Source organism: Modicisalibacter xianhensis (genome assembly GCF_900113605.1).
Taxonomy (GTDB): domain Bacteria; phylum Pseudomonadota; class Gammaproteobacteria; order Pseudomonadales; family Halomonadaceae; genus Modicisalibacter; species Modicisalibacter xianhensis.
In genome coordinates, this window is the sequence record NZ_FOPY01000005.1 from 71,606 (window position 1) to 94,387 (window position 22,782).

At 56.7% G+C, this 22,782-nt stretch carries 15 protein-coding genes; 6 read left to right on the forward strand and 9 right to left on the reverse strand.

Translation table 11 applies throughout. From position 1 onward, the window contains the following. Window positions 1-11 precede the first annotated feature (11 nt). From BM194_RS06915 to BM194_RS06935, 4 genes are all read left to right on the forward strand, one after another. Window positions 12-377: a hypothetical protein gene (locus tag BM194_RS06915; RefSeq protein WP_092845118.1), complete on the forward strand. Its 366-nt coding sequence runs from the start codon at window positions 12-14 to the stop codon at window positions 375-377. Further along, window positions 378-554, forward strand: a complete 177-nt coding sequence (locus tag BM194_RS06920) for a DUF1289 domain-containing protein (protein WP_092845120.1) — start codon at window positions 378-380, stop codon at window positions 552-554. A 395-nt stretch (window positions 555-949) separates the two neighbouring features. Next, window positions 950-2,191 (forward strand): NAD(P)/FAD-dependent oxidoreductase, encoded by a 1,242-nt coding sequence (locus BM194_RS06930; protein ID WP_092845124.1) that lies wholly within the window; start codon window positions 950-952, stop codon window positions 2,189-2,191. Between the two features lie 222 nt (window positions 2,192-2,413). Continuing rightward, a complete protein-coding gene (locus BM194_RS06935; protein ID WP_092845126.1) occupies window positions 2,414-2,614 on the forward strand; it encodes a pirin-like C-terminal cupin domain-containing protein in 201 nt (66 codons plus the stop codon). Between the two features lie 668 nt (window positions 2,615-3,282). Here the strand turns inward: BM194_RS06935 and BM194_RS06945 are convergent. The 4 genes from BM194_RS06945 to BM194_RS06960 all read right to left on the reverse strand — a co-directional run bounded on the left by BM194_RS06945 (window position 3,283) and on the right by BM194_RS06960 (window position 14,125). Beyond that, on the reverse strand, window positions 3,283-8,154 hold the full coding sequence (locus BM194_RS06945; protein WP_092845128.1) for an ATP-binding protein: 4,872 nt from the start codon (window positions 8,152-8,154) through the stop codon (window positions 3,283-3,285). Window positions 8,155-8,452: 298 nt separating this feature from the next. Beyond that, window positions 8,453-10,027 carry a glutamine-hydrolyzing GMP synthase gene (gene guaA, locus BM194_RS06950; protein ID WP_092845130.1) on the reverse strand — a complete coding sequence of 525 codons (1,575 nt, stop codon included), beginning with the start codon at window positions 10,025-10,027 and terminating at the stop codon, window positions 8,453-8,455. Between the two features lie 100 nt (window positions 10,028-10,127). After that, window positions 10,128-11,597: an IMP dehydrogenase gene (guaB, locus tag BM194_RS06955; RefSeq protein ID WP_092845132.1), complete on the reverse strand. Its 1,470-nt coding sequence runs from the start codon at window positions 11,595-11,597 to the stop codon at window positions 10,128-10,130. 392 nt (window positions 11,598-11,989) lie between these two features. Beyond that, window positions 11,990-14,125 (reverse strand): TonB-dependent siderophore receptor, encoded by a 2,136-nt coding sequence (locus tag BM194_RS06960; protein ID WP_092845134.1) that lies wholly within the window; start codon window positions 14,123-14,125, stop codon window positions 11,990-11,992. A gap of 219 nt (window positions 14,126-14,344) precedes the next feature. Here BM194_RS06960 and xseA point away from each other — a divergent pair, with 219 nt between their 5' ends. Together xseA and fhuF are read left to right on the forward strand one after the other, a co-directional pair. After that, window positions 14,345-15,688 carry an exodeoxyribonuclease VII large subunit gene (gene xseA, locus BM194_RS06965; protein WP_092845136.1) on the forward strand — a complete coding sequence of 448 codons (1,344 nt, stop codon included), beginning with the start codon at window positions 14,345-14,347 and terminating at the stop codon, window positions 15,686-15,688. Window positions 15,689-15,793: 105 nt separating this feature from the next. After that, window positions 15,794-16,567 carry a siderophore-iron reductase FhuF gene (gene fhuF, locus BM194_RS06970; RefSeq protein ID WP_092845138.1) on the forward strand — a complete coding sequence of 258 codons (774 nt, stop codon included), beginning with the start codon at window positions 15,794-15,796 and terminating at the stop codon, window positions 16,565-16,567. Window positions 16,568-16,644: 77 nt separating this feature from the next. On the opposite strand, the gene BM194_RS06975 is transcribed toward fhuF, so the two are convergent. From BM194_RS06975 to argA, 5 genes are all read right to left on the reverse strand, one after another. Beyond that, window positions 16,645-16,998: a hypothetical protein gene (locus BM194_RS06975; protein WP_092845140.1), complete on the reverse strand. Its 354-nt coding sequence runs from the start codon at window positions 16,996-16,998 to the stop codon at window positions 16,645-16,647. A gap of 97 nt (window positions 16,999-17,095) precedes the next feature. Next, window positions 17,096-18,454, reverse strand: coding sequence for a two-component system response regulator GlrR (gene glrR, locus BM194_RS06980; RefSeq protein WP_092845142.1), 1,359 nt, complete (start codon window positions 18,452-18,454; stop codon window positions 17,096-17,098). A gap of 44 nt (window positions 18,455-18,498) precedes the next feature. Further along, the gene (locus tag BM194_RS06985; RefSeq protein WP_092845144.1) at window positions 18,499-19,029 is read right to left on the reverse strand and encodes a hypothetical protein; all 531 of its coding nucleotides are present in this window, start codon (window positions 19,027-19,029) and stop codon (window positions 18,499-18,501) included. Window positions 19,030-19,031: 2 nt separating this feature from the next. Continuing rightward, a complete protein-coding gene (locus BM194_RS06990; RefSeq protein ID WP_244890898.1) occupies window positions 19,032-20,573 on the reverse strand; it encodes a sensor histidine kinase in 1,542 nt (513 codons plus the stop codon). A gap of 792 nt (window positions 20,574-21,365) precedes the next feature. Next, entirely contained in the window at window positions 21,366-22,679 is a 1,314-nt protein-coding gene (gene argA, locus BM194_RS06995; protein WP_092845148.1) for an amino-acid N-acetyltransferase, read from the reverse strand. Window positions 22,680-22,782: the final 103 nt, after the last annotated feature.

Consider the following 22,782-nt stretch of genomic DNA (forward strand, 5'->3'; position numbering starts at 1 on the left):
TGGGAGGCAGGATGATCGCCAAGCGAGAACGCGGCAAGATGGAGCGGCAACTCGTCGCCTCACTGACCCAGGCCTGCGAGCAGGCCAAGCCCCTGCTGCCCGGCTTCTGCTGGTTGACCCACCAGGTCGATTACACGCGCTTTCCCGATAGCCTAGTGGTGACCTGGGTATTCGATACCCACGCCAACCTGGCCAACGCGCTCAAGGGCGATGCCCGACGCCAAGTCCTCGCCTTGACCGCCGACGCACTGGCGGACGTCGGCCTTGATGGCAATGACGTCTCGCATCATGTGGATTTCGACAGCGAAGAAGCGTGTCGGCGGGAGCATGGCGGCGACTGGCAACGCCGACTACGAGCAACAGCCGTGAGGCATTGAATGGCCAAGAAGATTGAAAGCCCGTGTGTCTCGATCTGCAAGCTCAAGGGCGACCTGTGCATCGGCTGCGGTCGCTCACTGGACGAGATACGCACCTGGAAAAGCATGAAGCGCCCCGAACGGATGAAGACCCTCAAGCGTGCCGATGAACGCCTGAAAGCCTTGACCTCTCGTTGATGTGGTGCTCATGGAGCATCTCATGGCCTCTCGGCTCTCTATCGCCAACAAGAAGTACTCGTCCTGGTTCATAGCCGCTGGGTGCTGATGACCGCCGGTGATATCGCCTTCGAAGAGATCATGCCCCCGTCGCCGACACTACCGACTATGGTAACTATCTATGCAGTGCCTCGACGCTTTGGCAGGGGCGCGTTCAGACCCGGCAGCCAGCCACGGAAACAAACTCTTTTCATCGCCATGTTTCTGAAAAAACACTCGGCATTATTCCTAAAATACAGGATTAAAATCTTAATTATCAGCACCTGGCCGATTTTCTGGGAAGTATTGATAAACTCCTTTGCATGACGGCTCTGCCCCCAGCGGAGCATCCCGTATCCACTGGCAAGGAGAACTTCATGGCCCGCAATATCATCGTTCTGGGTGCCGGCGTGGTCGGCGTATCCGTGGCCTGGCACCTGGTGCGTCGCGGCCATGACGTCACGCTGGTGGACCGCCGCGAGCCGGGGCTCGAGACCTCCTTCGGCAATGCCGGCATCATCCAGCGCGAGGCCGTGCGCCCCTACGCCTTCCCCAAGGATATCGGCACCCTGCTGCGGGTGCTGCCCAACCGCCAGGTGGACATCCGCTACCGCCCCACCGGTATGATGAGTGCGGCGGGCCCGCTACTGGATTACTGGCTGAACTCGAGTGGTGAGCGCTACGCGCGCATCGTGAACGAGTGGGCATCGCTGATCATGCGCTGCCAGGAGGCCCACGCGCCGATGATCGAAGCCGCCGGTGCCGAGGCGCTGGTGCGCAAGGGCGGCTGGCTGGAGCTTTACCGCACCCGCAAGGAGTTCGAGGAACGCCAGCAAGTGGCCCAGGAGAATCACGAGCGCTTTGGGGTCGAGTATGACGTGTTGGACGCCGAGGCGCTCTACGCCAAGGAGCCGCACCTGGGCAAGGGGCTGATCGGAGCGATCCACTGGACGCAGCCCTGGATGGTCTCGGACCCCGGCGGCCTGGTGCAGGCCTATGCCCGTAGCTTTGCCGAACAGGGCGGCCAGGTGAAGCAGGCCAGCGTCGAGGACGTGCGCCAGGTGGAGGGTGGCTGGCAGGTCAAGACCAGCGAGGGGGATCTGGAAGCCGAGCAGGTGGTGGTGGCCATGGGCCCCTGGACCGGCGAACTGCTGGCGAGGCTGGGCATGAAAGTGCCGCTGTTCGTGAAACGCGGCTACCACATGCACTACTCCGCCGAAAACGAGGCCAAGCTCAACCACTGGGTGATGGACGCCGAGAAGGGATTCCTGCTCGAACCCATGCGCGCCGGGATTCGCCTGACCACAGGCGCCGAACTGGCCGACCTGAACTCGCCGCCCCAGTACAAGCAGCTTGCCGCCGCCGAGAAGGTGGCACGCAAGCTGTTCCCGCTGGGCAAGCGTCGCGACAGTCAGCCCTGGAAAGGCGCCCGCCCCTGCCTGCCCGACATGAAACCGGTAATCGGCCCGGCCCCCGACAAGGCAGGATTATGGCTCGCCTTCGGCCACGGCCACCAGGGCTTTACCCTGGGCCCCGCCACCGGCGAACTGCTCGCCCAGATGATGGATGGCGGAAACCCCGCGGTGGATATGGCCCCGTTCCGCGTTGATCGCTTCTGAAGGTGAGTCAGTACGAAAGCGGGCGCCTTTGAGGCGGCCGCTTAGTGCAAATTTTGTTACTGATTTCACTTGACGAAAGAGTCTCCACGCCGCCCTTCTATTTGGCAACCACCCATTCATGCCTTGCGCACCAGCACGATCGCCGCAGCCAACTCCCGTGCGTTGGCTTCGAAGCGCTGCTGGTGCAGAGTCCAGCCTTGAGAAGATGATCGTGCAGCACACGTGCGTCTACACGCATGGGGGCGAGCCATTCTGGCAGGCGGCGAACCTCTTGGAGAGGAGATATGGATCTGGTGGGACTTCGTTGGGCACAGCAAGGCCGAGATCATCGAGGCCCAGCGAGACTGGGAGAAGGGAGGCGACAGCTTCGGAATGGTCAAAGGCTATGATGGTGAACACCTGATGCCACCGCCCTTGCCCTGAAAACTCCAGGCCGAGTAAGCAGCCTTCCTCGATAGGGGGCCGTACTCATGGCTGATGTCTCGTCAACGTCCTCGTAAGACGGCAGCGTTACCGTTCGCATTCAGCACCGGGTTCAGCCCGATGCCGTTGAACGTTACGAAACCTGGCTGCGCCACACCATCGACGCTGCCAACCGCTATTGCGGGCACACCTTTGCGGCCTCGCAAGGCAGCGGGGGCTATAAGATCGCGTTACGCTTCACCAGCGAAGCACAGGGGGAGCGCTGGCATCACTCTGAAGAGCGCCGTCAGCCCATCGCAGAGATCCAGCCTGCCCTGCAACAGAACGAGACCATGAAGCTCACTCGGGTATCGATTACTGGTTCACCGCACCGGCTGCAGCCAGCAAATAGCCGGTGCGCTGGAAACAGTGGCTCGTTACCACGGCTGTCATCTAGCCACTCACAATGCTGATCCCCTTTCTTGGATAACCTATCCTTTCCTTCTTCCCCGCGCTTGATACCTGGGGATACGAAACGGCTTCATTGCCGCGACTATCGTGGCGCTTGTCGTCTACGTTATGATGCTTCGGGTCGTTCGCCTCGTGGTGGGCTGGATGTTTCGGTAAATTGCATAACTATGTTATGGCCTCCTCAAGGAAACAAGGTATTAAATTTAAAGCTAATCATACTATATACTCAGTGACTCATAGCGCACCCTTTTTCCATCAAAAGATTTTTGTTTTTTATTAACATAACTTTCTAGCTTTTGCTCAATCTCAGCTGTTTCATTAGAGTCAAGTTTAGATAAAACTGAAAGTCGCTTTCCTACACCGTTCATGGACGTTCCAATAGTAATACCACTATCTTCTGACAACCACCAGCGATCGTGTATTGGAAGCTCCCAGTCTAAGCTTGCAGCACCTGCAAAAAGCAACTCAATGTCTGGCATCTCGCCAGTGCTTACATTCTCCTCCCAAAAATCTATAATCCCCTCTGAGATATCCCCCCCACAAGATGAAGCTATATTATTTTTTTGCTTTATGCTCGTCATTATTCTTATGTTAAAATCAGGATCCTTGCTTATTGCATCACCAATAAACCGCAAGTCCTCTAATGAAAAATAAGGATCAAAAACAAAAATTTCATAGCCTTTTAGTCCATTAACCCAACACCTCATAAACTCGATTGCTTTTTCCGTCTCATCAAACCCAACAACAACACTACCCCTTCCTTCATCTTCAAATGCATTGTTCCTTATTGAAACCTCAAAGTTATATATTTTTGAAAACGAAGAAGAGCAGACCTTAAACACTTCAAATATTGGCCTAATAAACTTCTGGGCATTTGCTCTTCCTTGATACTTTTCACCCAGCATATGCACATAATAGCTCAGCAATGGGTACATCTCCTCATAGCCATACTCTGATACACCCTTTAAGAAGTTACTAAACTTATTGGTTTTCACGGGAGGATGGTTTGAGGCATTCAGCTTCCCTAAAAGTTGCCAAGCGAGGTCTGCATATTTTTCAGAGTAGCAATTACTTCCAATTTCAGAAACTTCAGGATCGAATTTTTTCTTTTCCTCTGCAGTCTTTTTCTTTTCCCTAATATTCTTTTCAAGTATTTTTTTTCTAGCGGGATCGTCATTATAAACAGCCGATAAGGTATCAGGAAAATCTTCGTCTATACCATAAGCAGCATCAATCAGTGATAAACGTTTTTGAGTAAACTCTTCAGTATCTTCATAAGAAGAAATCAAAAAAGCATTTTTTAAACTTTTTTTCGCAAAGTTTTTATCTGTCCTTTTTGACAACTCAGCCAAGTATTCATACCTACTAAGCCTGTCAAGGAATGATGGTATTGTTTCAACCAACCTGAAAGACGCTTCAAAAGCGTCCTTCTTGCTTTGAACTAGTGAAGTTGGCATAAACCCAGCAATTTCAGCTATGACAAAAGCGCGGTCAGATATATTCGGGACACTTATGGCCTCTTCCAGCAACTCCTGCCAAGAAGAAGAATTTTTGTTACCCTCTAGGAACAGAACCAACGCCTTTACACATATTGCGTAACCCTCATGCTTAACCCCATGATCTTTAGGAAATGAGGCAACATAGCCACCAAACTTACTTAGCAAGCTATTGTTTTGCGCCTCACTTAAAACCCTCTTTTTCTTTAAATTTTTTACAACTCTCGCGACTTCTCTTAAATGATAGTAAGCCACAGAGTCATCTCTCATCTGAGATATGATATCCAATATACTTTCTACATCTGAGTAAGCAACACTATATTCATAATTTTTTACGGCATCAAAAGGATCGCCAAGGATACAATCGAAAAGGAGATACACTAAGCAGCGGCTTAATATCCTATCACTGAAATATATGTCGCTATGCACAACAGGATCTATCAAGCCTTTAAAAGAAACCTGATTAAAACTATATATAACAGGAGAAGTGTAATAAACACAAACTGCATACTGAGTAGACTGCTTATCTAGGTTGTCTAATAGCGGGTATATGTGGCTTTGTATTATTGATTTGGCCTCACTATCTAAACCGCTTTTTTGAAACACTGAAACTAGCCGGGCAAGGTGCTTTGCCCTTCCTACAACACTTGGCATTTTACTTATTTCATCCAAAAGATGAATTGTATCTTCTTCATCTTGAATGCTGTTTTTAACCAAAAAATACATGGTTCTAATTTGCAAGTCTATAGATGCAGAATAAGCATGCAATACTTCCTCATTATCGATTACAGCTTCACGCCTTAAATTAATTGCAAAATCAATATAGTTGTCAGACAAGCTTTCAGACTTTTTCGATAGGACGCTTGATATCCGAAATGCGTGATCTATTTTTAAGCAGTCCCCGTCTAAGCTAGACCACGCTTGAAACAAGGTTTCTTCTAGTTTTTTTTCTTGTTCAGGCATACTATACCCTGCCTTATGTATAGCATTAATAATTTTAGAGGAGAACTTGCATATATTTGAATTGCTTTTAGTCCTTAATGCTAGCTTAATAACCTTCTTGAAGTCGTTCTTTGAGGCCTGTGCACAGGATTCCAAGTAATTGATTAGCAGATCAATACATTCATCTCTGTATTGAGGAATTTTTATTTTCCTTATTTCCATGCATAGTTCATCAATAGTTATACCTCTATCGCTTGCCCCTAGGTCATTGCAAAAGTTGCTAAGCACAAATCCGATAGCCTCAGAACGACGGTATTCAGTATTGATCTTTTTACACCACAACAAAGAATTTTTAAGGTCAAATTCAGATTCAAAAAGAAGTGCTTCCTTTAAAACATCAAACTGATTAGCAGTATATTCAACCAGATCTAAAAACCATTCTTCTTTTTTATTCTTCAAGGTTTCCTTAAGGCAGCTATCATTAACTTTACTGCTTAAAAGGCATAGTGCGGCAAGAGCAACCGCCTTGTCTTTTACATTCTCACCAATATATTTATATATATAGCCGTGAGTATAGTTTAATATACCAGCCTTTTCTTCAAACTCACTAAGATACATAAGGGTTTCCACTAAGTTAATAGTAGGCCCGATTTTTTTTAAAGTTTCTATCTGCGCGCAAATTTTGTTATAAACCGTCTTGGTTTTTACATTAACCTCTAGATAAGGAAGACACCTGCAAATATCTGAGTAAAATGTTGCATTAGCTGAATAGTCCGTGGTTTTTATTGCCAGGTCAATAACATAATCAATTAAAACATAGTTATTTTCCCGTTGAGGCGAAGATTTTATCCAATTTCTTAGTATAAAAATCTTTTCCCCTGATTTATCTATATGCTTCAAACCCTCTATGATCTTTTCAGCTGGTTTACCTTCTTTAAAAAGACGTATTGTCTCTATTGCCTTTCTTTTTTTATCACCAATATTTTTCACATCTATAAAATCGCTATCAAAAGCATCCGGCTTCTTTTGAAGCGCCTGCATGGTGAATCTAAAAAAAGCATATTCAGACTTATTTTCTCCACCACCCCCCATGGAGTCAATTTTATTAATTAAAGACATAGCCTTTTCAGAGTCAAACGAAAGAAGGTCAATGGCTATATCTAGAGTTTTCTCTACACCCAAATGCTCCGGAGACAGTGTTCTATAAAGATCATCAACCTGAGAACACAAATATTCAGGAAACGGCTTTTCTTTTTCTTTATAATCAGTAGCAATCAGACAAAGCATCTGTAAGCGCTCTTCATTTGAACTCGCGCTATTGGCCAAATCTAGAGCGGACTTAACATCCTCTTTTACTAACAGGCTTTTTAGTTCACTTTTCAACAATGGCGAAGTTTTTATGCCGTTTATCAAAGACTTAAGATAACAAAATCTCAACATTTCAACTTCATTGGAACCAGAGTTCATTACCCCCAAAGCAATCTGTCTAGAAAGATCATTTATACTTTTTGATTCATTTAGAAGAAGTTCAAGATTCTCATTGGAGAGTTGGGAAATTACTGCTTGGGTATCTCCCATTTCCGAATAGTAATCAGCCAGCGAAGAGAGAGACTCTAAGCTTCTTGGATCTTGACACATCAAATTAGTTATGTGCCTCAAAGAAGAAGCTTTTATTTTCTGCATCTTTTTCTTAGCAAATTTTAAATACCCGGCTGAACGAAACTTAACTGTTCCATCCTTAGTTTCAAGAAAGCTAATATTTTCTATTTCTTCAAAGCAAGCTTTGCTTAAAGAAAACTCGTCTAATATTTTAGGTATTTTTATTGGCGTTTTAGCATAAGCAATGACACCTATTAAATACTCATGCTTAAGAATAACTTCATGAGACCTTCTCCATTCTTCTTCAAAAAGCCCTTCTGTACCCTCTATATCCATTTGCAGAATTTCGTCCGCACTCCCACCTTGCTTTATTATTCTCTCAATGGTTAGCAATGTTTCTGGAGTTGCGCTGAATGAATTTATAAGTATCTTTACTTTTTCCTCATCAACTCCTTTAAGAACATACTTAGCTTCTTCTAGTGAAAACAAATCAATATTAATTGCTTTGCTTTTTCTCACCGTTACTGAATTTTCGAGCATACCTTTTTTTGCCGAAAACACAAACCCTATGTTCTTCCCACTAAAGGGGAGAACTGAAAGTATCTCTTTTACATAACTATCATCTTCGTCAGGAATTTGGTCCAGACCATCTATAACAAAGTAGATCCTTTTCCCATTCTTCTTTAAAAAATACTCTACTGTATTGAACGTTCTTATCAATTCCTTTTTGTCAATATTTAAACTTAAAGCTTCATCCTCTTCCCCCATGTAAGCCTTAAGCTGTACAAATATATCCCTTACTACTGAGTCCTCATAATAAGAATATTTGCTAATCGGATCGATTACCAATGCAATGCAATCCCCCTCATTTCTTTTAACAAACTCTGCCAGAACAGATGTTTTTCCAAATCCTTCCTCACCATAAACGTAAACCACATCAAAGGTCTTAGCATACATCTCCAAAGTATTAATAAGTCCATCTCTTAACACGTGGCCATCTATGCTTGGGAAAGTATATTTTGAAAATAAAGAAGGAGTTACAATAGCATTCATTAAACCATCCTGAATTTATATTACCTATTTATAACCAATAGCTTATGCTAGGTATAGAGTCTTATACTACCTAGTTATCCAGACACGCTACCGCCCGGGGATGACATCTTTTCCCTGCGACCCCTTACGCATTGTTCTTACCTAGACTTCTTATCGACCGTATCCCCAGCACCTTAACCAAAGTTAGCCTTAGCTTGGTAACCTTTTGCAACAAAAAAGCCTGCCGGTAAAGGCAGGCTTTCGTATGAGTCGTGTGATGCAGCAGGGCTAGGCGGCGCAGGCCTGCCCTACTCGACACTCACTCCCATTCGATCGTCGCGGGCGGCTTGCTGCTGACGTCGTACGTCACGCGCGATACGCCGCGGATCTCGTTGATGATGCGGTTGGAAACCTTCTCCAGCAGCTCGTAAGGCAGGTGGGCCCATCTCGCAGTCATGAAGTCGATGGTTTCCACGGCGCGCAGGGCGATGACCCATTCGTAGCGGCGGCCGTCGCCGACCACACCGACGGATTTCACCGGCAGGAACACAGCGAAGGCCTGGCTGGTCTTGTGGTACCAGTCGGCGTTGTGCAGCTCCTCGATGAAGATGGCGTCGGCTTCGCGCAGGATGTCGGCGTACTCCTTCTTCACTTCGCCGAGGATGCGTACGCCCAGGCCCGGCCCCGGGAAGGGGTGACGGTAGACCATGTCGTAGGGCAGGCCGAGTTCAAGGCCGAGCTTGCGCACTTCGTCCTTGAACAGCTCGCGCAGCGGTTCGACCAGCTTGAGCTTCATGGTCTCGGGCAGGCCGCCGACGTTGTGGTGCGACTTGATGACGTGGGCCTTGCCGGTCTTGCTGGCGGCGGATTCGATCACGTCGGGGTAGATGGTGCCCTGGGCGAGGAAGTCCACGCCCTCGATCTTGGCGGCCTCTCGGTCGAACACGTCGATGAAGGTGTTGCCGATGGCCTTGCGCTTGGCCTCGGGGTCGTCGACGCCCTTCAGCTTGTTGAGGAACTCGTCCTCGGCATCCACGCGGATGACCTTCACGCCCATGTGGTGGCCGAAGGTTTCCATTACTTGGTCGCCTTCGTTCTTGCGCAGCAGGCCGTTGTCGACGAACACGCAGGTCAGCTGGTCGCCGATGGCCTTGTGCAGTAGTGCCGCGACCACCGAGGAGTCCACGCCGCCGGAGAGGCCGAGCAGCACGTGGCGGTCACCGACCTGGTCACGCACGCGGGCGGCGAGGTCTTCGATGATGCGCGCCGGGGTCCACAGGCGCTCGGCGCCGCAGATATCCAGCACGAAGTGCTCGAGGATACGCTGGCCCTGCAGGGTGTGGGTCACCTCGGGGTGGAACTGCACGCCATAGAAGCGCATTTCCGGCCAGGTCATGGCGGCGACCGGACAGCTCGGCGTGGAGGCGGTGACGGTGAATTCTTCCGGCGCCTCGGCGACCTTGTCACCGTGGCTCATCCACACGTCGAGCAGCGCGTTGCCCTCGGCATCGATATGGTCCTTGATGCCCTTGAACAGGTCATCGTCGCCTTCGATCTTGACCTGCGCGTAGCCGAACTCGTGCTTGTTGGAGCCCTCGACACGACCGCCCAGCTGTTCGGCCATGGTCTGCATGCCGTAGCAGATGCCCAGTACTGGCAGCTTCATCTCGAACACGCATTGCGGGGCGCGCGGCGAGCCTTCGGCGACGGTGGATTCCGGGCCGCCGGAGAGGATGATGCCGTTGGGGTTGAACTCGCGGATCTCGTCTTCGGTGATATCGAAGGCGCGCACTTCGGAATACACGCCGATCTCACGCACGCGGCGGGCGATGAGCTGGGTGTACTGGGAACCAAAGTCGAGGATCAGGATCTTGTGGGCGTGAATGTCTTGCATCGTGGGCTCTCTGTTGAGCGGCGACGGGCGAGGTCGCAACAGTGATCCAAAAGCCAGCGGCGGGGTTGCCCCCGCCGCGAAGTTCTTTCAGGTGAGGCGATCAGCCTACCCTGTAGTTCGGCGCTTCCTTGGTAATCTGCACATCGTGGACATGCGATTCCGCGAAGCCGGCACCAGTGATCTGGACGAATTCCGGCTTGGTGCGCATCTCGTCGATGCTGCGGCAGCCGGTGTAGCCCATCGAGGCGCGCAGGCCACCCATCAGCTGGTGGACGATGGCGCTCATCAGGCCCTTGTAGGGCACGCGGCCTTCGATGCCTTCCGGAACCAGCTTCTCGGCGTTGTCGGTCTTTTCCTGGAAGTAGCGATCCGCGGAGCCCTGGCTCTGTGACATGGCACCCATCGAGCCCATGCCGCGGTAGGCCTTGTAGGTACGGCCCTGGTAGAGCTCGACCTCGCCCGGGGCTTCCTCGGTACCGGCCAGCAGGCCGCCGATCATCACGCAGCTTGCGCCGGCGGCGATGGCCTTGGCCAGGTCACCGGAGAAGCGGATGCCACCATCGGCGATCAGCGGGATGTCGTAGGGCTTGAGCGCCTCGGCGACGTTGGAAACGGCGGTGATCTGCGGCACGCCGACACCGGCGACGATGCGCGTGGTGCAGATGGAGCCGGGGCCGATACCCACCTTGACGGCGTCCGCGCCGGCTTCAGCCAGTGCCTTGGCAGCCTCGGCGGTGGCGATGTTGCCGCCAATGACCTGGATGTCGGGGAAGTGTTCCTTGACCCAGGCCACACGGTCGATGACGCCCTTGGAGTGGCCGTGGGCAGTGTCGACCACGATCACGTCGACGCCGGCTTCGGCCAGCGCGGTGATGCGATCCGGCGTCTCGGCACCGGTACCCACCGCGGCACCCACCAGCAGGCGGCCGTCGGAATCCTTGGCGGCGTTGGGGTAGGTGCGTGCCTTCTCGATGTCACGCACGGTGACCAGCCCGCGCAGGCGGAAGGCATCGTCGACGATCAGGATCTTCTCGATGCGGTTTTCCTGCAGCTTGCCTTTGATCACGTCCAGCGGGGTACCTTCGGGCACGGTGACCAGCTTTTCGCGGGGCGTCATGATCGCTTCGACGCTATCGCTGTGGTCCGGCTGGAAGCGCATGTCACGACCGGTGACGATACCTACCAGGGTTTCCCCTTCGACGACCGGGAAGCCGGAATAGCCGTACTCGTCGGCCATGTCGAGCAGGTCCTGCAGCTTGGCCTTGGGCCCCACGGTCACCGGGTCCTTGACGATCACGCTCTCGTGCTTCTTGACCTTGCGCACTTCAGCGGCCTGGGCGGCGACGGTCATGTTCTTGTGGATGATGCCGATGCCACCTTCCTGGGCCATGGCGATGGCCAGGCGCGCTTCGGTGACGGTATCCATGGCGGAAGAGACGAGCGGGATGTTGAGGTTGAGATTGCGGGTCAGGCGGGACTTGAGGCTGACGTCCTTGGGCAGGACATCCGAGTAGCCGGGTACGAGTAATACGTCATCGAACGTAAGAGCTTCTTGCGCCATACGTAGCATGTCGGAAACACCCAATGAGCAGATTGTGGGGAGAAGGGGTGTGGAGAAGTTAATCAACCATTATACGACTTAGGTTGGGCGCTGGGCAAACCGACCAACGCCCTGGCTGCCCTGCCGGGCAGATGATGCGGCAAGCAAAAGGCCCTGCGGGTTTCGCAGGGCCTGCAAGGGCAACAAAGGCGAGCATGACGAACAGCGTACCGACTCCCTGGCGCAGAACGGTGGCGGGTTACTTCGTTTCCAGCCACGCCTGGACCACGGCCTGGGCTTCGGCAGTTTGCGTCGCGGCCTCGTACCAATAACGATGGACTTCACTCATGATCTTCTCTCTCAACTGGCCACTGGCATATCAATTATCGGCCCGCCGGGGAGAGTCTTTAGCCAGCGCTGCCTTACCAGCGGTAACTCACCTTGGCGACGACTTCGCGACCCTGGTTGTAGTAGTCCGCCGTGCCGGAGCCGACCACGTGCTGCTCGTCGAGCAGGTTACTCACGTTGACGGTCAGCTCGGTGTCTTCGATGAACTGGTAGCTGAAGGCCGCATCATAGAGCGTTGTCGCCTCGCTCTTGGCCGAGTTCTCGGCATCGAAGTAGTAGGAACCGGTATAGCGGGCGCCTAGGCCGAAGCTCATGTCCCTGTCTGGCAAGGTATAGTAAGTCCACAGCGACGCCGTGTGCTTTGGTGTTTCGGTAAAGTCATTGCCTTCGATTGACGTCCCGTCCTGAAGCGTGCCGCGTTCTACCTCAGAGTCCATGTAGGAATAACCGCCGACCAGGCTCAGGTTATCGGTCAACTCGGCCTTGGCTTCCAGTTCCAGGCCACGCACGCGGGATTCGCCGATGGTTTCCTGTTCGATGGTGCCATCATCCTGCACGACCGAGGTGGTGACATCGTCCTTGGTCAGGTCATAGATCGCAGCAGAAAAGAGCGCGTTCATACCGAAGGGAGCGTACTTTACGCCGATTTCGTACTGCTCGCCGCGCTCGGGTGTAACACCGACTTCCGGGGGAGCCACCGACTCCACATAGCTGACATAGGTGGAGACTTCATCGGTCACTCGATAGGTCAGTGCGCCACGGACCGAGGTTTCCGAGAAGTCATCCGAAGAATCGGTATTTGCGAGGAAGTCTTTCTCGGTGAGTTCCAGGTCGTCGCTGCGTATCCCCGCCGTGACGATGAATCGGTCGAAGAACGACAGGTTCTGCGTCAGGAAGAGCGACCGGGTCTTGTAGTCCTGTTCGGTATCGCTGTAGGCAACCAGGCTACTCGGGGGACCACTGTAAACGGGGTCGACGATATCGATCGGGCTCGCCGGGGCGTAAACGGACGTCCCTTCACTCGAGGCATCGCGGTACTCGACACCCGCCAGCGTACTACTGTCGACCTCGCCAAAGCGGGCATCGTATTGCAGGATGGCGTTGCCGATCAGTTCCCGGGCTTCGCTGCCGGTGCCGATATAACCGCGGTCCACCACGGTACCTGCCCGGCTTTCGCTATCCGTCAGGTAGACGTAGCCATAGTCGTCGGCCAGATCGCTGTAGCGCAGGTTGCCGCGCAGGGTCAGCCCATTGTCGAAGTCGTGGGTGAGTAGCCCAGTGATACTGGTACGCTCGACATCGTGATAGTTGAAGTCCGGCTCACCGAAGAATTCGTCGCGGTCATATTCCCGGTCGAACGGATAGCCGCCGCTGTTGGGGGTGCTGTCGCGGCTCAGGTAGTCGACGATCAGCGTCGCCGAGGTGGAGTTCGTCGGCTCCCAGGTCAGGCCGCCCATGATGAACTCGTCGTCATCCTGGGAATGGTCGTATTCGCGCTCGCTATCCTTGATCTTGCCGGTAACGCGATAGGCCAGTGTCTCGCTGGCGTTCAGCGTATTGCCTACATCGAGGCCGGCTTCTTTACGATCGAATGAACCATACGCCACATAGCCTTCGCCAAACGACTCGAACCTTGGCCGCTTGCTCACGAAGTTGACCGACCCGCCCGGGTCTGCCGGACCGAACAGGGTGGAGTTGGCGCCCCGCAGCACCTCGACACGCTCGTAGGCGAAGGGCTCCTCGCGAACACCGCGCATCGAGCCCAGCGTCAGCCCGTCACGGTAGGTCGTGGCCTGAAACCCACGGATCTTGAAATAGTCGTTACGGTCGTCGGTGGCGTAATATTCGGTGATGACCCCGGGCGTGTATTGCAGGACTTCCTCGGTGGTATTGGCGTCGCGCTGTTCGATTTCCTTTTCGGTGATGACCGATACGGAGGCAGGGGTATCGAGGATGCTGGTCGCGACCTTGCCGCCCACCCAGAGTTCCTGGGCAACGACCGTGTTCGCGTTGTCGTCGGCTTGCGCCTGCGCATTGACGATGATGGGCGCGAGGCGATACGTCCCCTGCTCGTTCTCGTTGCCGCCACCTGACTCTTGTGCCTTCCCGCTCATGGGAACGGCAACCAGCGGCGTGCAGCATACCAGGGCAGTCGTTGTGCACTGCCACCGTGTCCATGACGCCTTCGGTTTGTTCTTGCTGTCAGCCATGCCTGTCATCCTCGATGATTCGGAAATCCCCTGCGGATCGCCTTGTGCCTTCTCGTTGAGCGAAAGGCGCAGTTTGTAAGCGCGACACGACAGATCCAATGCAGATGATAATTATGATGATAATATTTATCGTTTAATGAAAGTCTGCAAGGCTCGTCATGAGCGACATTCCTTGTCTTGCAAGGTAGGCTGGGCTTTTCTCCGCGACCGAGACCGGCCATGCAGGACAACGCCCCTACCGCCCTTTCCGTGAGCGAACTTAACCGTCAGGCCCGGCTGATGCTGGAACGCGGCTTCGGCGACTGCTGGGTGGAGGGCGAGGTGTCGGGGCTGGCAAGGCCGGCGTCGGGGCATTGCTACTTCACGCTCAAGGACGATCGCGCTCAGGTGCGTTGTGCGCTGTTCCGTACCCGGGCACGCTTCGCTGCACCATTCAACAACGGCGACCATATCCGTCTGCGCGGCAAGGTCTCGGTCTTCGAGCCGCGTGGCGACTATCAACTGATCGTCGAGGCGGTGCAGCCCGCCGGCCAGGGTGCGCTGCTCGCGGCCTTCGAGCGCCTGAAGCACCAGCTTGCCGCCGAAGGCGTGTTCGCCAATGCCCGGCCGCTACCCTGCCCGCCGCGCCACCTGGCGGTAATCACCTCGGGGACCGGGGCGGCGGTTCGTGACGTATTGGCCGTACTGGCCGCCCGCTGGCCGATGCTCGACGTGAGCGTGTTGCCGGTGCCGGTACAGGGCCGCGAGGCGGTGCCGGCGATCATCCGCGCCATCGGCCTGGCCAACCACCTGGCCCGCAGTCAGGGGCGCTTCGATGCGCTGCTGATCACGCGTGGCGGCGGCAGCCTGGAAGACCTATGGGCGTTCAACGACGAGCATCTGGCGCGGGCAATCTTCCATTCGCAGTTGCCGGTGATGTCGGCGGTGGGTCACGAGGTCGACGTCACGCTGGCCGACTTCGCCGCCGACGTGCGCGCCCCCACCCCATCCGCCGCTGCCGAACAGCTGGTGCCGGATCGCCGCGAGCTGACCCGCCGTCTGCAGGACGTGATGCAACGCCTGGCCCGCTGCGAGCTGGCCCGACTCGACAGCGAGTCGCAACGCCTCGATCACCTGCGCGCCCGGCTGCGCCACCCCGGCGAGCGCCTGGACCAGCAGCGCCAGCGTCTCGACCAACTCGAGGCACGCCTCAAGCGCGCCATGCAGCAACGGCTGGCGAGCGCCCGTCAGCAGCACCAGCATCTGGAGCGCTGCCTGTATCGCTTCGTGCCTGCACAGCAGGTCGGCGACGCACGAAATCGACTGGCGCAGGTCAGTGCGCGCCTGCACGCCGCCCTGCCCCAGCGACTGCAGCACGAGCGCAGCCGACTCAACGCTCTGGCTCGCGAGCTCAACGCGGTCAGTCCGCTGGCGGTGCTTGGCCGCGGCTATGCGATTCTGGAGAACGGCGAAGGCAAGGTGATCAAGCGTGCCCACGACACCCAGCCGGGCGAGAAGCTCAATGCGCGCCTGGGCGAGGGCCGCCTGACGGTCGAGGTCAAGCGCCGCTACAGCCGTAATTGATAATCGCTATCATTGATATTTTCGTCGGTTCCGCTACCATCACGCCTGTACTGAGTGCTTGGCGTCAACGCCAGGGCCAATCGCCGTCGCTTACCGGGACAGGCCATGACCTCACGAATCCCCCTGCAGCAGGTAAACGCTTTTGCCGGTTCCGGCTCGCCCCTGGCGAGCCTGTACGTGGGACCGTTGGCCGATAACGCTCCACCCTGGCTGTGCACCATGCCACCTGAACATGCCCTGTCCGGCACACAGCTATTTTCACCTGAGAGGCTCGAACAAGTACTGGCGCGTTTTGCGACGTGCTTTTCTGTCGATGATCGCCGTGCCGTGGCCTCGATGTGGACCAAGTGGTATTTCCACCTCGTGCTACAACCCAGCCTGGCAGCGAACGTCTTGCTGGAACGAGAGTTGCCGCTGGGGCTCGACGAGATGCATGTCGTGCTGGATGCGCATGGCCGTCCCGAGCGGCTGTGCCTGCGCCACGACGGCCTGCCGCTGGCCAGCTTCAAGACCGAGCATCGCTTTGCGGGCATGATGGCCCACCTATCGACGGTGATCGACGTGCTGGCCCAGCTCTCCGGCGCCGCCCCACGGGTATTCTGGAGCAATGTGGGCAGCAGTATCGACTATTACCTGAGCCAACTGGAATCGCATCCGGCAATGTGGCCAGGCATGACCGATGCCTGCTGGCAACTGCTCGAACGCCGCGAACTGGACGACGGCCAACGCAACCCGCTGTTCCAACCGGTGCGACACGTGACGGGCGAGGACGGCACGCTGCAACGCGTACGCAAGCTATGCTGCCTGCGCTACCTGATACCCGAACTCGGCGATTGCGGTGACTATTGTCCGCTGTCCTGCCGGCGCAGGACGCATTGAGGGCGCCGAAGCGGCAAGAGCCACCCCAGCGCGCAAGAAGAGAGAATGAGAGAAACGCTCTATCAGGCGGGGATCAATCAGCTACCTAGACTCGGCAAGCCTTCCTGGGTGGCGTCCTTGAAGGAGACCTGGCCCTGCTGATCGACTTCACAGGTCACGTTATGAAAGGTATTGCCGTGGCCGAGAAAGCTGACTCGCAGTTCGAACTCCTTCCCGGACTCATACTCGGGCAGGTTGCTATCCTTGATCTGCTTGTCCTCCAGATCATGGCCTGAATGCTCCATGGCGAGCTGGCGGCATTTTTCGACCAGCGGTTGATCGTCCCTGGGCGTCCTCTCGATGGCCATGGCCGTGCCGGCGGATGCCGTGGTCGCCATCAGGAACAGGGCCGCTCCCAGCCCGATACGCTGCATTCCATTACGTACTGCCATGTAACGTCTCCTTGTCATGCGTTCCCTGACCACTATAGAGGAGATGTCCAGGGAAGTTCGAGCCCGCACAGTCCGTGGCGGGCCTAAAGACATCGTCTCAGCCGGTCTGCTCGGCACCGGGCTTGAAGGCGCTCGGCTCCAGGTCGTGGCGACCGAGCAACTTGTAGAAGTCGGTGCGGTTGCGCCCGGCGATACGCGCTGCCTGGGTGACGTTGCCCTCGGTGATCTTAAGGACCTTGATCAGATAGCTGCGCTCGAAGCCGGCACGCGCCTCATTGAATGAAGGTAGCGCATTTTCCTCGGCCATCAGTGCCTGCGAGACCAATGCCTCGGGAATGATCGGCGTGCTGGTCAGCGCCACGCACTGCTCGACCACGTTGACGAGCTGGCGCACGTTACCCGGCCAGGCACTGGACGCCAGCAGGTTGAGCGCCTCGGGAGAGAAGCCCTTGACGAACGGCTTGTGGCGCTCAGCGGCCTGGGTGACTAAATGCTTGGCCAGCAACGGCACGTCCTCGGCACGTTCCTTGAGCGGCGGCAGGCGCAGGTTGACCACGTTGAGGCGATAGAACAGATCTTCGCGGAAGTCGCCTTCGCGCATCGCCTTGTCGAGATCGCGGTGCGTGGCGGAAATGATGCGTACATCGATGGGAATCGACGTCGTCGAGCCCAGCGGACGAATCTGGCGCTCCTGCAGGGCACGCAACAACTTGACCTGCAGGGTCAGCGGCATGTCGCCGATCTCGTCGAGGAACAGGGTGCCGCCGTCGGCAGCCTGGAACAGGCCCTCGTGCTGGCTGATCGCCCCGGTAAAGGCCCCCTTGGCGTGGCCGAACAACTCGCTTTCCAGCAACTGCTCCGGCAAGGCGCCACAGTTGATGGCCACGAACGGCTTCTCGGCCCGGGAACTGGCACGGTGAATGGCGTTGGCGAGCAACTCCTTGCCCGACCCGCTGGGGCCGGTGACCAGCACGCTGACATCGGAACCGGCGACCATGCGCGCCTGCTCGAGCACGCGCTCCATGTGCGGGCTGCGCGTGATGATCTCGGCACGCCAGGCATCATCGCCGTCGGCACTGGCGTTGGCCGTCTGGCGCAGGGCATCGTCGATGGCACTGAACAACTCGTCGCGGTCGACCGGCTTGGTCAGGAAGCTGAACACCCCCTGGCGCGTGGCGCTGACGGCATCCGGAATCGAGCCGTGCGCGGTGAGAATGATCACCGGCAGGCCCGGCATGCGCTTCTGGATCTGCTGGAACAGCGCCATGCCGTCCATCTCATCCATGCGCAAGTCGGAAAGCACCAGATCGGGCCGGGTCTGGTCCAGGTTATCCAGCGCTTCGCGCCCACTTTCGGCCGTGGTCACGCGATAGCCACGGCTCTCCAGGCGCATCCCCAGCAATTTGAGCAGGCTGACGTCGTCATCCACTAGCAGAACATGGGCGGCTTGCTTCACGTTTCGACTCCTTGGCGCACTGGTGTGACTCCCTACGGACTGCGTCAGGGTGACTGGTTGCGCAAATTGATGCTTTGTTCGATTTCGGTCAAGGCATCGAGCTTCTGGGCCAGCTCGTCACGCTCGCGGGTGGCCTGGCGGCGTGCGGCTTCACTGTGGTTAGCCTGGTCGACCAGCTCACGACGCGCCTCAAGGCCATTCAACCACTGGCGCAACAGCGGCTGCAGGCGGCTCGGGGCCAGTGCCAGGTCGGCCTTGAACAGGTCCGAGGCCTCCTTCCAGCGGTCGCGATCGCCCCACGCATAGACCACGGCACGTGCCAGGCGTTCATTGGCCAGCTCGCCTTCGGCACGTTCGAGAGTGCGCTGGCGCCAGTCAGCGTCACCGCGCTGGGCGGCCAGCCCGAAATCGACCCACGCTTCGAGCAGGCATTCGTTGTCCTGCAGGGTAGGAATATCGGACAGGCATTCCGAGGAGCTCGACTCAAAGGGCTCGCTGGCGGATGGGTCGAGCGCCTGGCACCCCGCCAATAGCGAAACGGCCAGCATGCTGGCCAATAGTGGCAATGCTTTCATGGTCAGTTCCTTGCGTAGGTACGATCCGTACTCAATGTCGGCGTGGCGTATCCCAGCCGTTTCTCGTTATCGCTGCCACCCTCTCCGTTCCATGGCAGTGTCAGACGGAAGCACACTGCCATTGCATCGTCGTCGACCAGCATCAATTGGCCGTGCTGGGCACGCGCGCAATCGGCGGCGACCGACAAGCCGATTCCCGAGCCCTTGATTGCCCCCTTGCGGCGCGCGCGCCCCTGGTAGAAGGCCTCGAACAGGCGATCGCGATCGGCCGCATCGATCGGCTCGCCGCTGTTGGCGACCTCGATCGCCAGGGTCGGGCCACGATGATAGGCGCGAACCTCGAGCTGGCCGCCATCCTCGCCGTAGGCAATGGCGTTGGACACCAGGTTGTCGATGATACGCGCCGTGCGATCGCGATCCGCACTCCAGTCGATGGGCAACGCCGAAACCGAGACCCGCATGCCCTTCTTGTCCAGTGCCAGGCGGTGCTTGTTGATGACATCCTGAAGCAGCACCGAGACGTCAAAAATATCGTTGCCGATCACCTGATTGTGCTGAAGCAGGTTGTAGTCGAGCAGTTGCTCGATCAGGCGCTGCAGTTCCAGCCCACTGGTGTCGATCAACTCGACGATCTCGAGCTGGCGCGATGTCAGTTCGCCAGCCACGCCGTCGGAAAGCAGCGAGGTGCCTTCGCGCACGCTGGCCAGTGGCGTCTTGAGTTCGTGCGACATGTGGCGCAGGAACTGCTGCTTCTGGGCCTCGAGTTCGGCCAGGCGGGCCGATAGCCAGTCGATGCGCTCGCCCAGGTTGACCAGCTCCGCCGGGCCCTGGATGAGCTGTGCGGAAGCCGGCTCCACGCCCGTGCCGAGATTGAGAATGCGCCGCTCGATCTGGCGGATCGGGCGGATGATCAGCCAGGTGAACAGCAACATCAGCGCCAGGCTGGCGGAGACCAGTGCGGCGGTCTGCAACCACAGCCGCTGCCGCACCTCGCTGGCCTGGGCACTGATGCCCTCGATGCGGTTGTCGATGTACAGGTTGGTGGCATCGCGCACGGCACTGGTCCGCTCGGCAAAGCTGGCGAACTCGCCGAGGCGCTGGGCGATCTCTTCGGTCGACAGGGTCGGCAGGTCGGACAGCGACTGCAGTTGCGCCTGTAGCGCCAGGATGTCCCGGTTGTCGGGAAGCAGGCGCTGCTGGGCATCGAGCAGCGTGGCGAACTCGTCCAGCTTGGCGGAGTAGATATCCATCAGCCCCGGCTGCTCGACCACTGCATATTGCCGTGCGCTACGTTCCATTTCCAGCGCCAGGTTGGAAAGCTCCCGCGCGCGGCGGGTCTGCTCCACTGCCTGGCGGGCACTGATATCGGCCAGCATCGACAGCTCGGACAGGGCCTGGCCTGCCTGGAACATCAGCACGGCGATGGGCAACATCACCACGAGGAATGCCAGCAGCACCAGCTGCAGCAAGGATCTTGGGCGCCAGCGGCGTGAGACCTGGGAGGTCATGATAACGGTTCTATGCAGGAAGAGGGTAAGCGTCATGTCCTATCCGCACAGCATAACAGAGTTATCGCCGGCCCAAGCCGAATGAATGGCATCCTGCGTGACAAAAAGAGGGCCGGCAGAGCCGGCCCAAGGTACGCAGGGAACTGAAGGGTCAAGTGAACTCTCACTGGGCCTGCCTGGACAGACGGTCATGAGCGCTCGAAACGGGCCCTGAAGGCCCCGAAGCCATGAAATCGCGTCGACATCTTCCAGGGACTGGCGATTTCACCTGTGGCGACCACGCCGCCGGCTTCGTTCGTTGGATGCGCCGCTAACGCGTCGCATCGGAACAAGTCCCCCCGAAGGGGGTGGTGGCATCCTTGCCGGGGCATCCTTGCCCTATGGGTACTCTCCATGCCGCTAGGCCGTACCCGTCTCATCGCAACCTAAGTCACACATCGCGTGGAGCAGACGCTACTGGCAGTATCGAAGTCGGCACACGGAACGTGTGGGTCTTCTGCGCTGCACAGTCGGGAAGTGAATCGAGCCGTTTGACCGCTTCCCGCTTGCTCACGCCCTACATGTAGCGAGAGGCGTGCCAGCTTTTGTTATTCACCTTTAAAAACAACAACTTATTTACAAGACATGCATGCCAAGTTGGCAGTATGTTGAGATGAGACGAAAAAATGGTCGCCCAGAGCACTTGTTTCGTCGCCGATTGCCGACGCCAATATGCCTGGTTAAGTCAATCCGCGATAAATCAGTAAGTTACCGTGTGACAGATTGGCGACAATCGTGGCAACAGGGTTATTTGTCGGCGACACTCGGCCACGATGGCGAGTCAGCCCCTCAAGCGAGGGGCTTGCGCAGGATCTTGGATTTGCGGGCATGATTGTAGGCGTCGCGCTTCAAGGGAGGCAGCGCATCGATAGCGGCCAGGCCGAAGCCGTGTTCGAAGAACCAGTGAGCCGTGTGCGTGGTCAGTGCGAACAATGCATTCAGGCCCTGCCGGCGAGCCCGGCGCTCGACTTCCGCAAGCAGCAATGCACCGCGCGAGCCTCCACGATAGTCGACATGCACCGCCACGCAGGCCAGCTCGCCCATCTGCGCCTCGGGGAAAGGATGCAACGCCGCGCAGCCAACGATCATGCCATCGCGGTCGATGACGATGTAGTCATCGATCTGGTGTTCCAGGCGCTCCCGCGAGCGCTCGATCAGCATGCCGCGCTCCTCCAGCGGGCGCAGCAGCTCGAGCAGGCCGGCGACATCGCTGAGCTCGGCGGGTCGCAACTGTTCGTAGCGATGCTGGGTAATCATCGTGCCCACCCCGTCGCGGGTGAACAGCTCACCGAGCAGGGCATCGTGATCGTGCCAGCTCAACAGATGGGTACGCCCCACACCATGGCGTGCCGCCTCGCAGGCCGCACTGAGGTGACGGGCCAGCTCACTGCCCGGTTCGGCGTCGCGCAATAGTGGCTCGGCCTCGGCCGGGGTCAACTGACGCTGAAGCTGGCCGCTCACGTCATGCAGTCCGTCAGCTTCGCCGAGCAGGATCAGCTTGTCGGCCTTCAAGGCAATTGCCGCGTGCTGGGCCACGTCCGAGGCATTCAGGTCGAAGACTTCACCGGTGCTGGAAAAGCCCAGCGGCGGCAGGGCTACCAGGGCGCCCCGGTCGAGCAGCGACTCGATGGCTTGGGAGCGAACCCGACGCACCTCGCCGCTGCGGTCGTAGTCGATGCCGTTGCGCACCCCCAGCGGCTTGGCCATGACCAGGTTGCCCGACACCACCGTGACCTCGACGCCGTGCATCGGCGTGTTGGGCAGCCCCAGCGACAGGCGTGCCTCAAGCCACAGGCGCTGCTCGGCGGCGACCCGTTCGACACAACGCATGATGTCGGCGTCGGCGACCCAGCGGCCAGCGTGGCGCTGCGGCACGATACCCGCCTCTTCCAGCGCCTGGTTCACCTGCGGGCGGATACCGTAGACCACCACGACGCGCACGCCCAGTGTCTGCAGCAGCGCCAGGTCCTGGGTCAACTGATCGCCGCGCCCGTTGGCCATGGCTTCGCCTTCGATCAGCACGACGAAGGTTCGGCCACGATGGGCATTGATATAGGGCGATGAGTTGCGAAACCAGTCGACGAAGGGGAAGCGCGTATCCAAGGCCTGCACTCCGGCAGTACGGTGAACGAACGGGTGAAACGGCGACTATAGCAGAGCCAGCAAAAAGGCGGGACACCCGAAGGTGCCCCGCCCCTGGCCCGTG

Excerpts from the sequence above, each read along its gene's own strand:
- BM194_RS06985 (WP_092845144.1), bottom strand. The coding sequence starts at position 19,029 with ATGAAAGCATTGCCACTATTGGCCAGCATGCTGGCCGTTTCGCTATTG.
- BM194_RS06975 (WP_092845140.1), bottom strand. The coding sequence starts at position 16,998 with ATGGCAGTACGTAATGGAATGCAGCGTATCGGGCTGGGAGCGGCCCTG.
- BM194_RS06960 (WP_092845134.1), bottom strand. The coding sequence starts at position 14,125 with ATGGCTGACAGCAAGAACAAACCGAAGGCGTCATGGACACGGTGGCAG.
- BM194_RS06945 (WP_092845128.1), bottom strand. The coding sequence starts at position 8,154 with ATGAATGCTATTGTAACTCCTTCTTTATTTTCAAAATATACTTTCCCA.
- guaA (WP_092845130.1), bottom strand. The coding sequence starts at position 10,027 with ATGCAAGACATTCACGCCCACAAGATCCTGATCCTCGACTTTGGTTCC.
- xseA (WP_092845136.1), top strand. The coding sequence starts at position 14,345 with ATGCAGGACAACGCCCCTACCGCCCTTTCCGTGAGCGAACTTAACCGT.
- BM194_RS06990 (WP_244890898.1), bottom strand. The coding sequence starts at position 20,573 with ATGACGCTTACCCTCTTCCTGCATAGAACCGTTATCATGACCTCCCAG.
- BM194_RS06915 (WP_092845118.1), top strand. The coding sequence starts at position 12 with ATGATCGCCAAGCGAGAACGCGGCAAGATGGAGCGGCAACTCGTCGCC.
- guaB (WP_092845132.1), bottom strand. The coding sequence starts at position 11,597 with ATGCTACGTATGGCGCAAGAAGCTCTTACGTTCGATGACGTATTACTC.
- BM194_RS06930 (WP_092845124.1), top strand. The coding sequence starts at position 950 with ATGGCCCGCAATATCATCGTTCTGGGTGCCGGCGTGGTCGGCGTATCC.
- fhuF (WP_092845138.1), top strand. The coding sequence starts at position 15,794 with ATGACCTCACGAATCCCCCTGCAGCAGGTAAACGCTTTTGCCGGTTCC.
- BM194_RS06920 (WP_092845120.1), top strand. The coding sequence starts at position 378 with ATGGCCAAGAAGATTGAAAGCCCGTGTGTCTCGATCTGCAAGCTCAAG.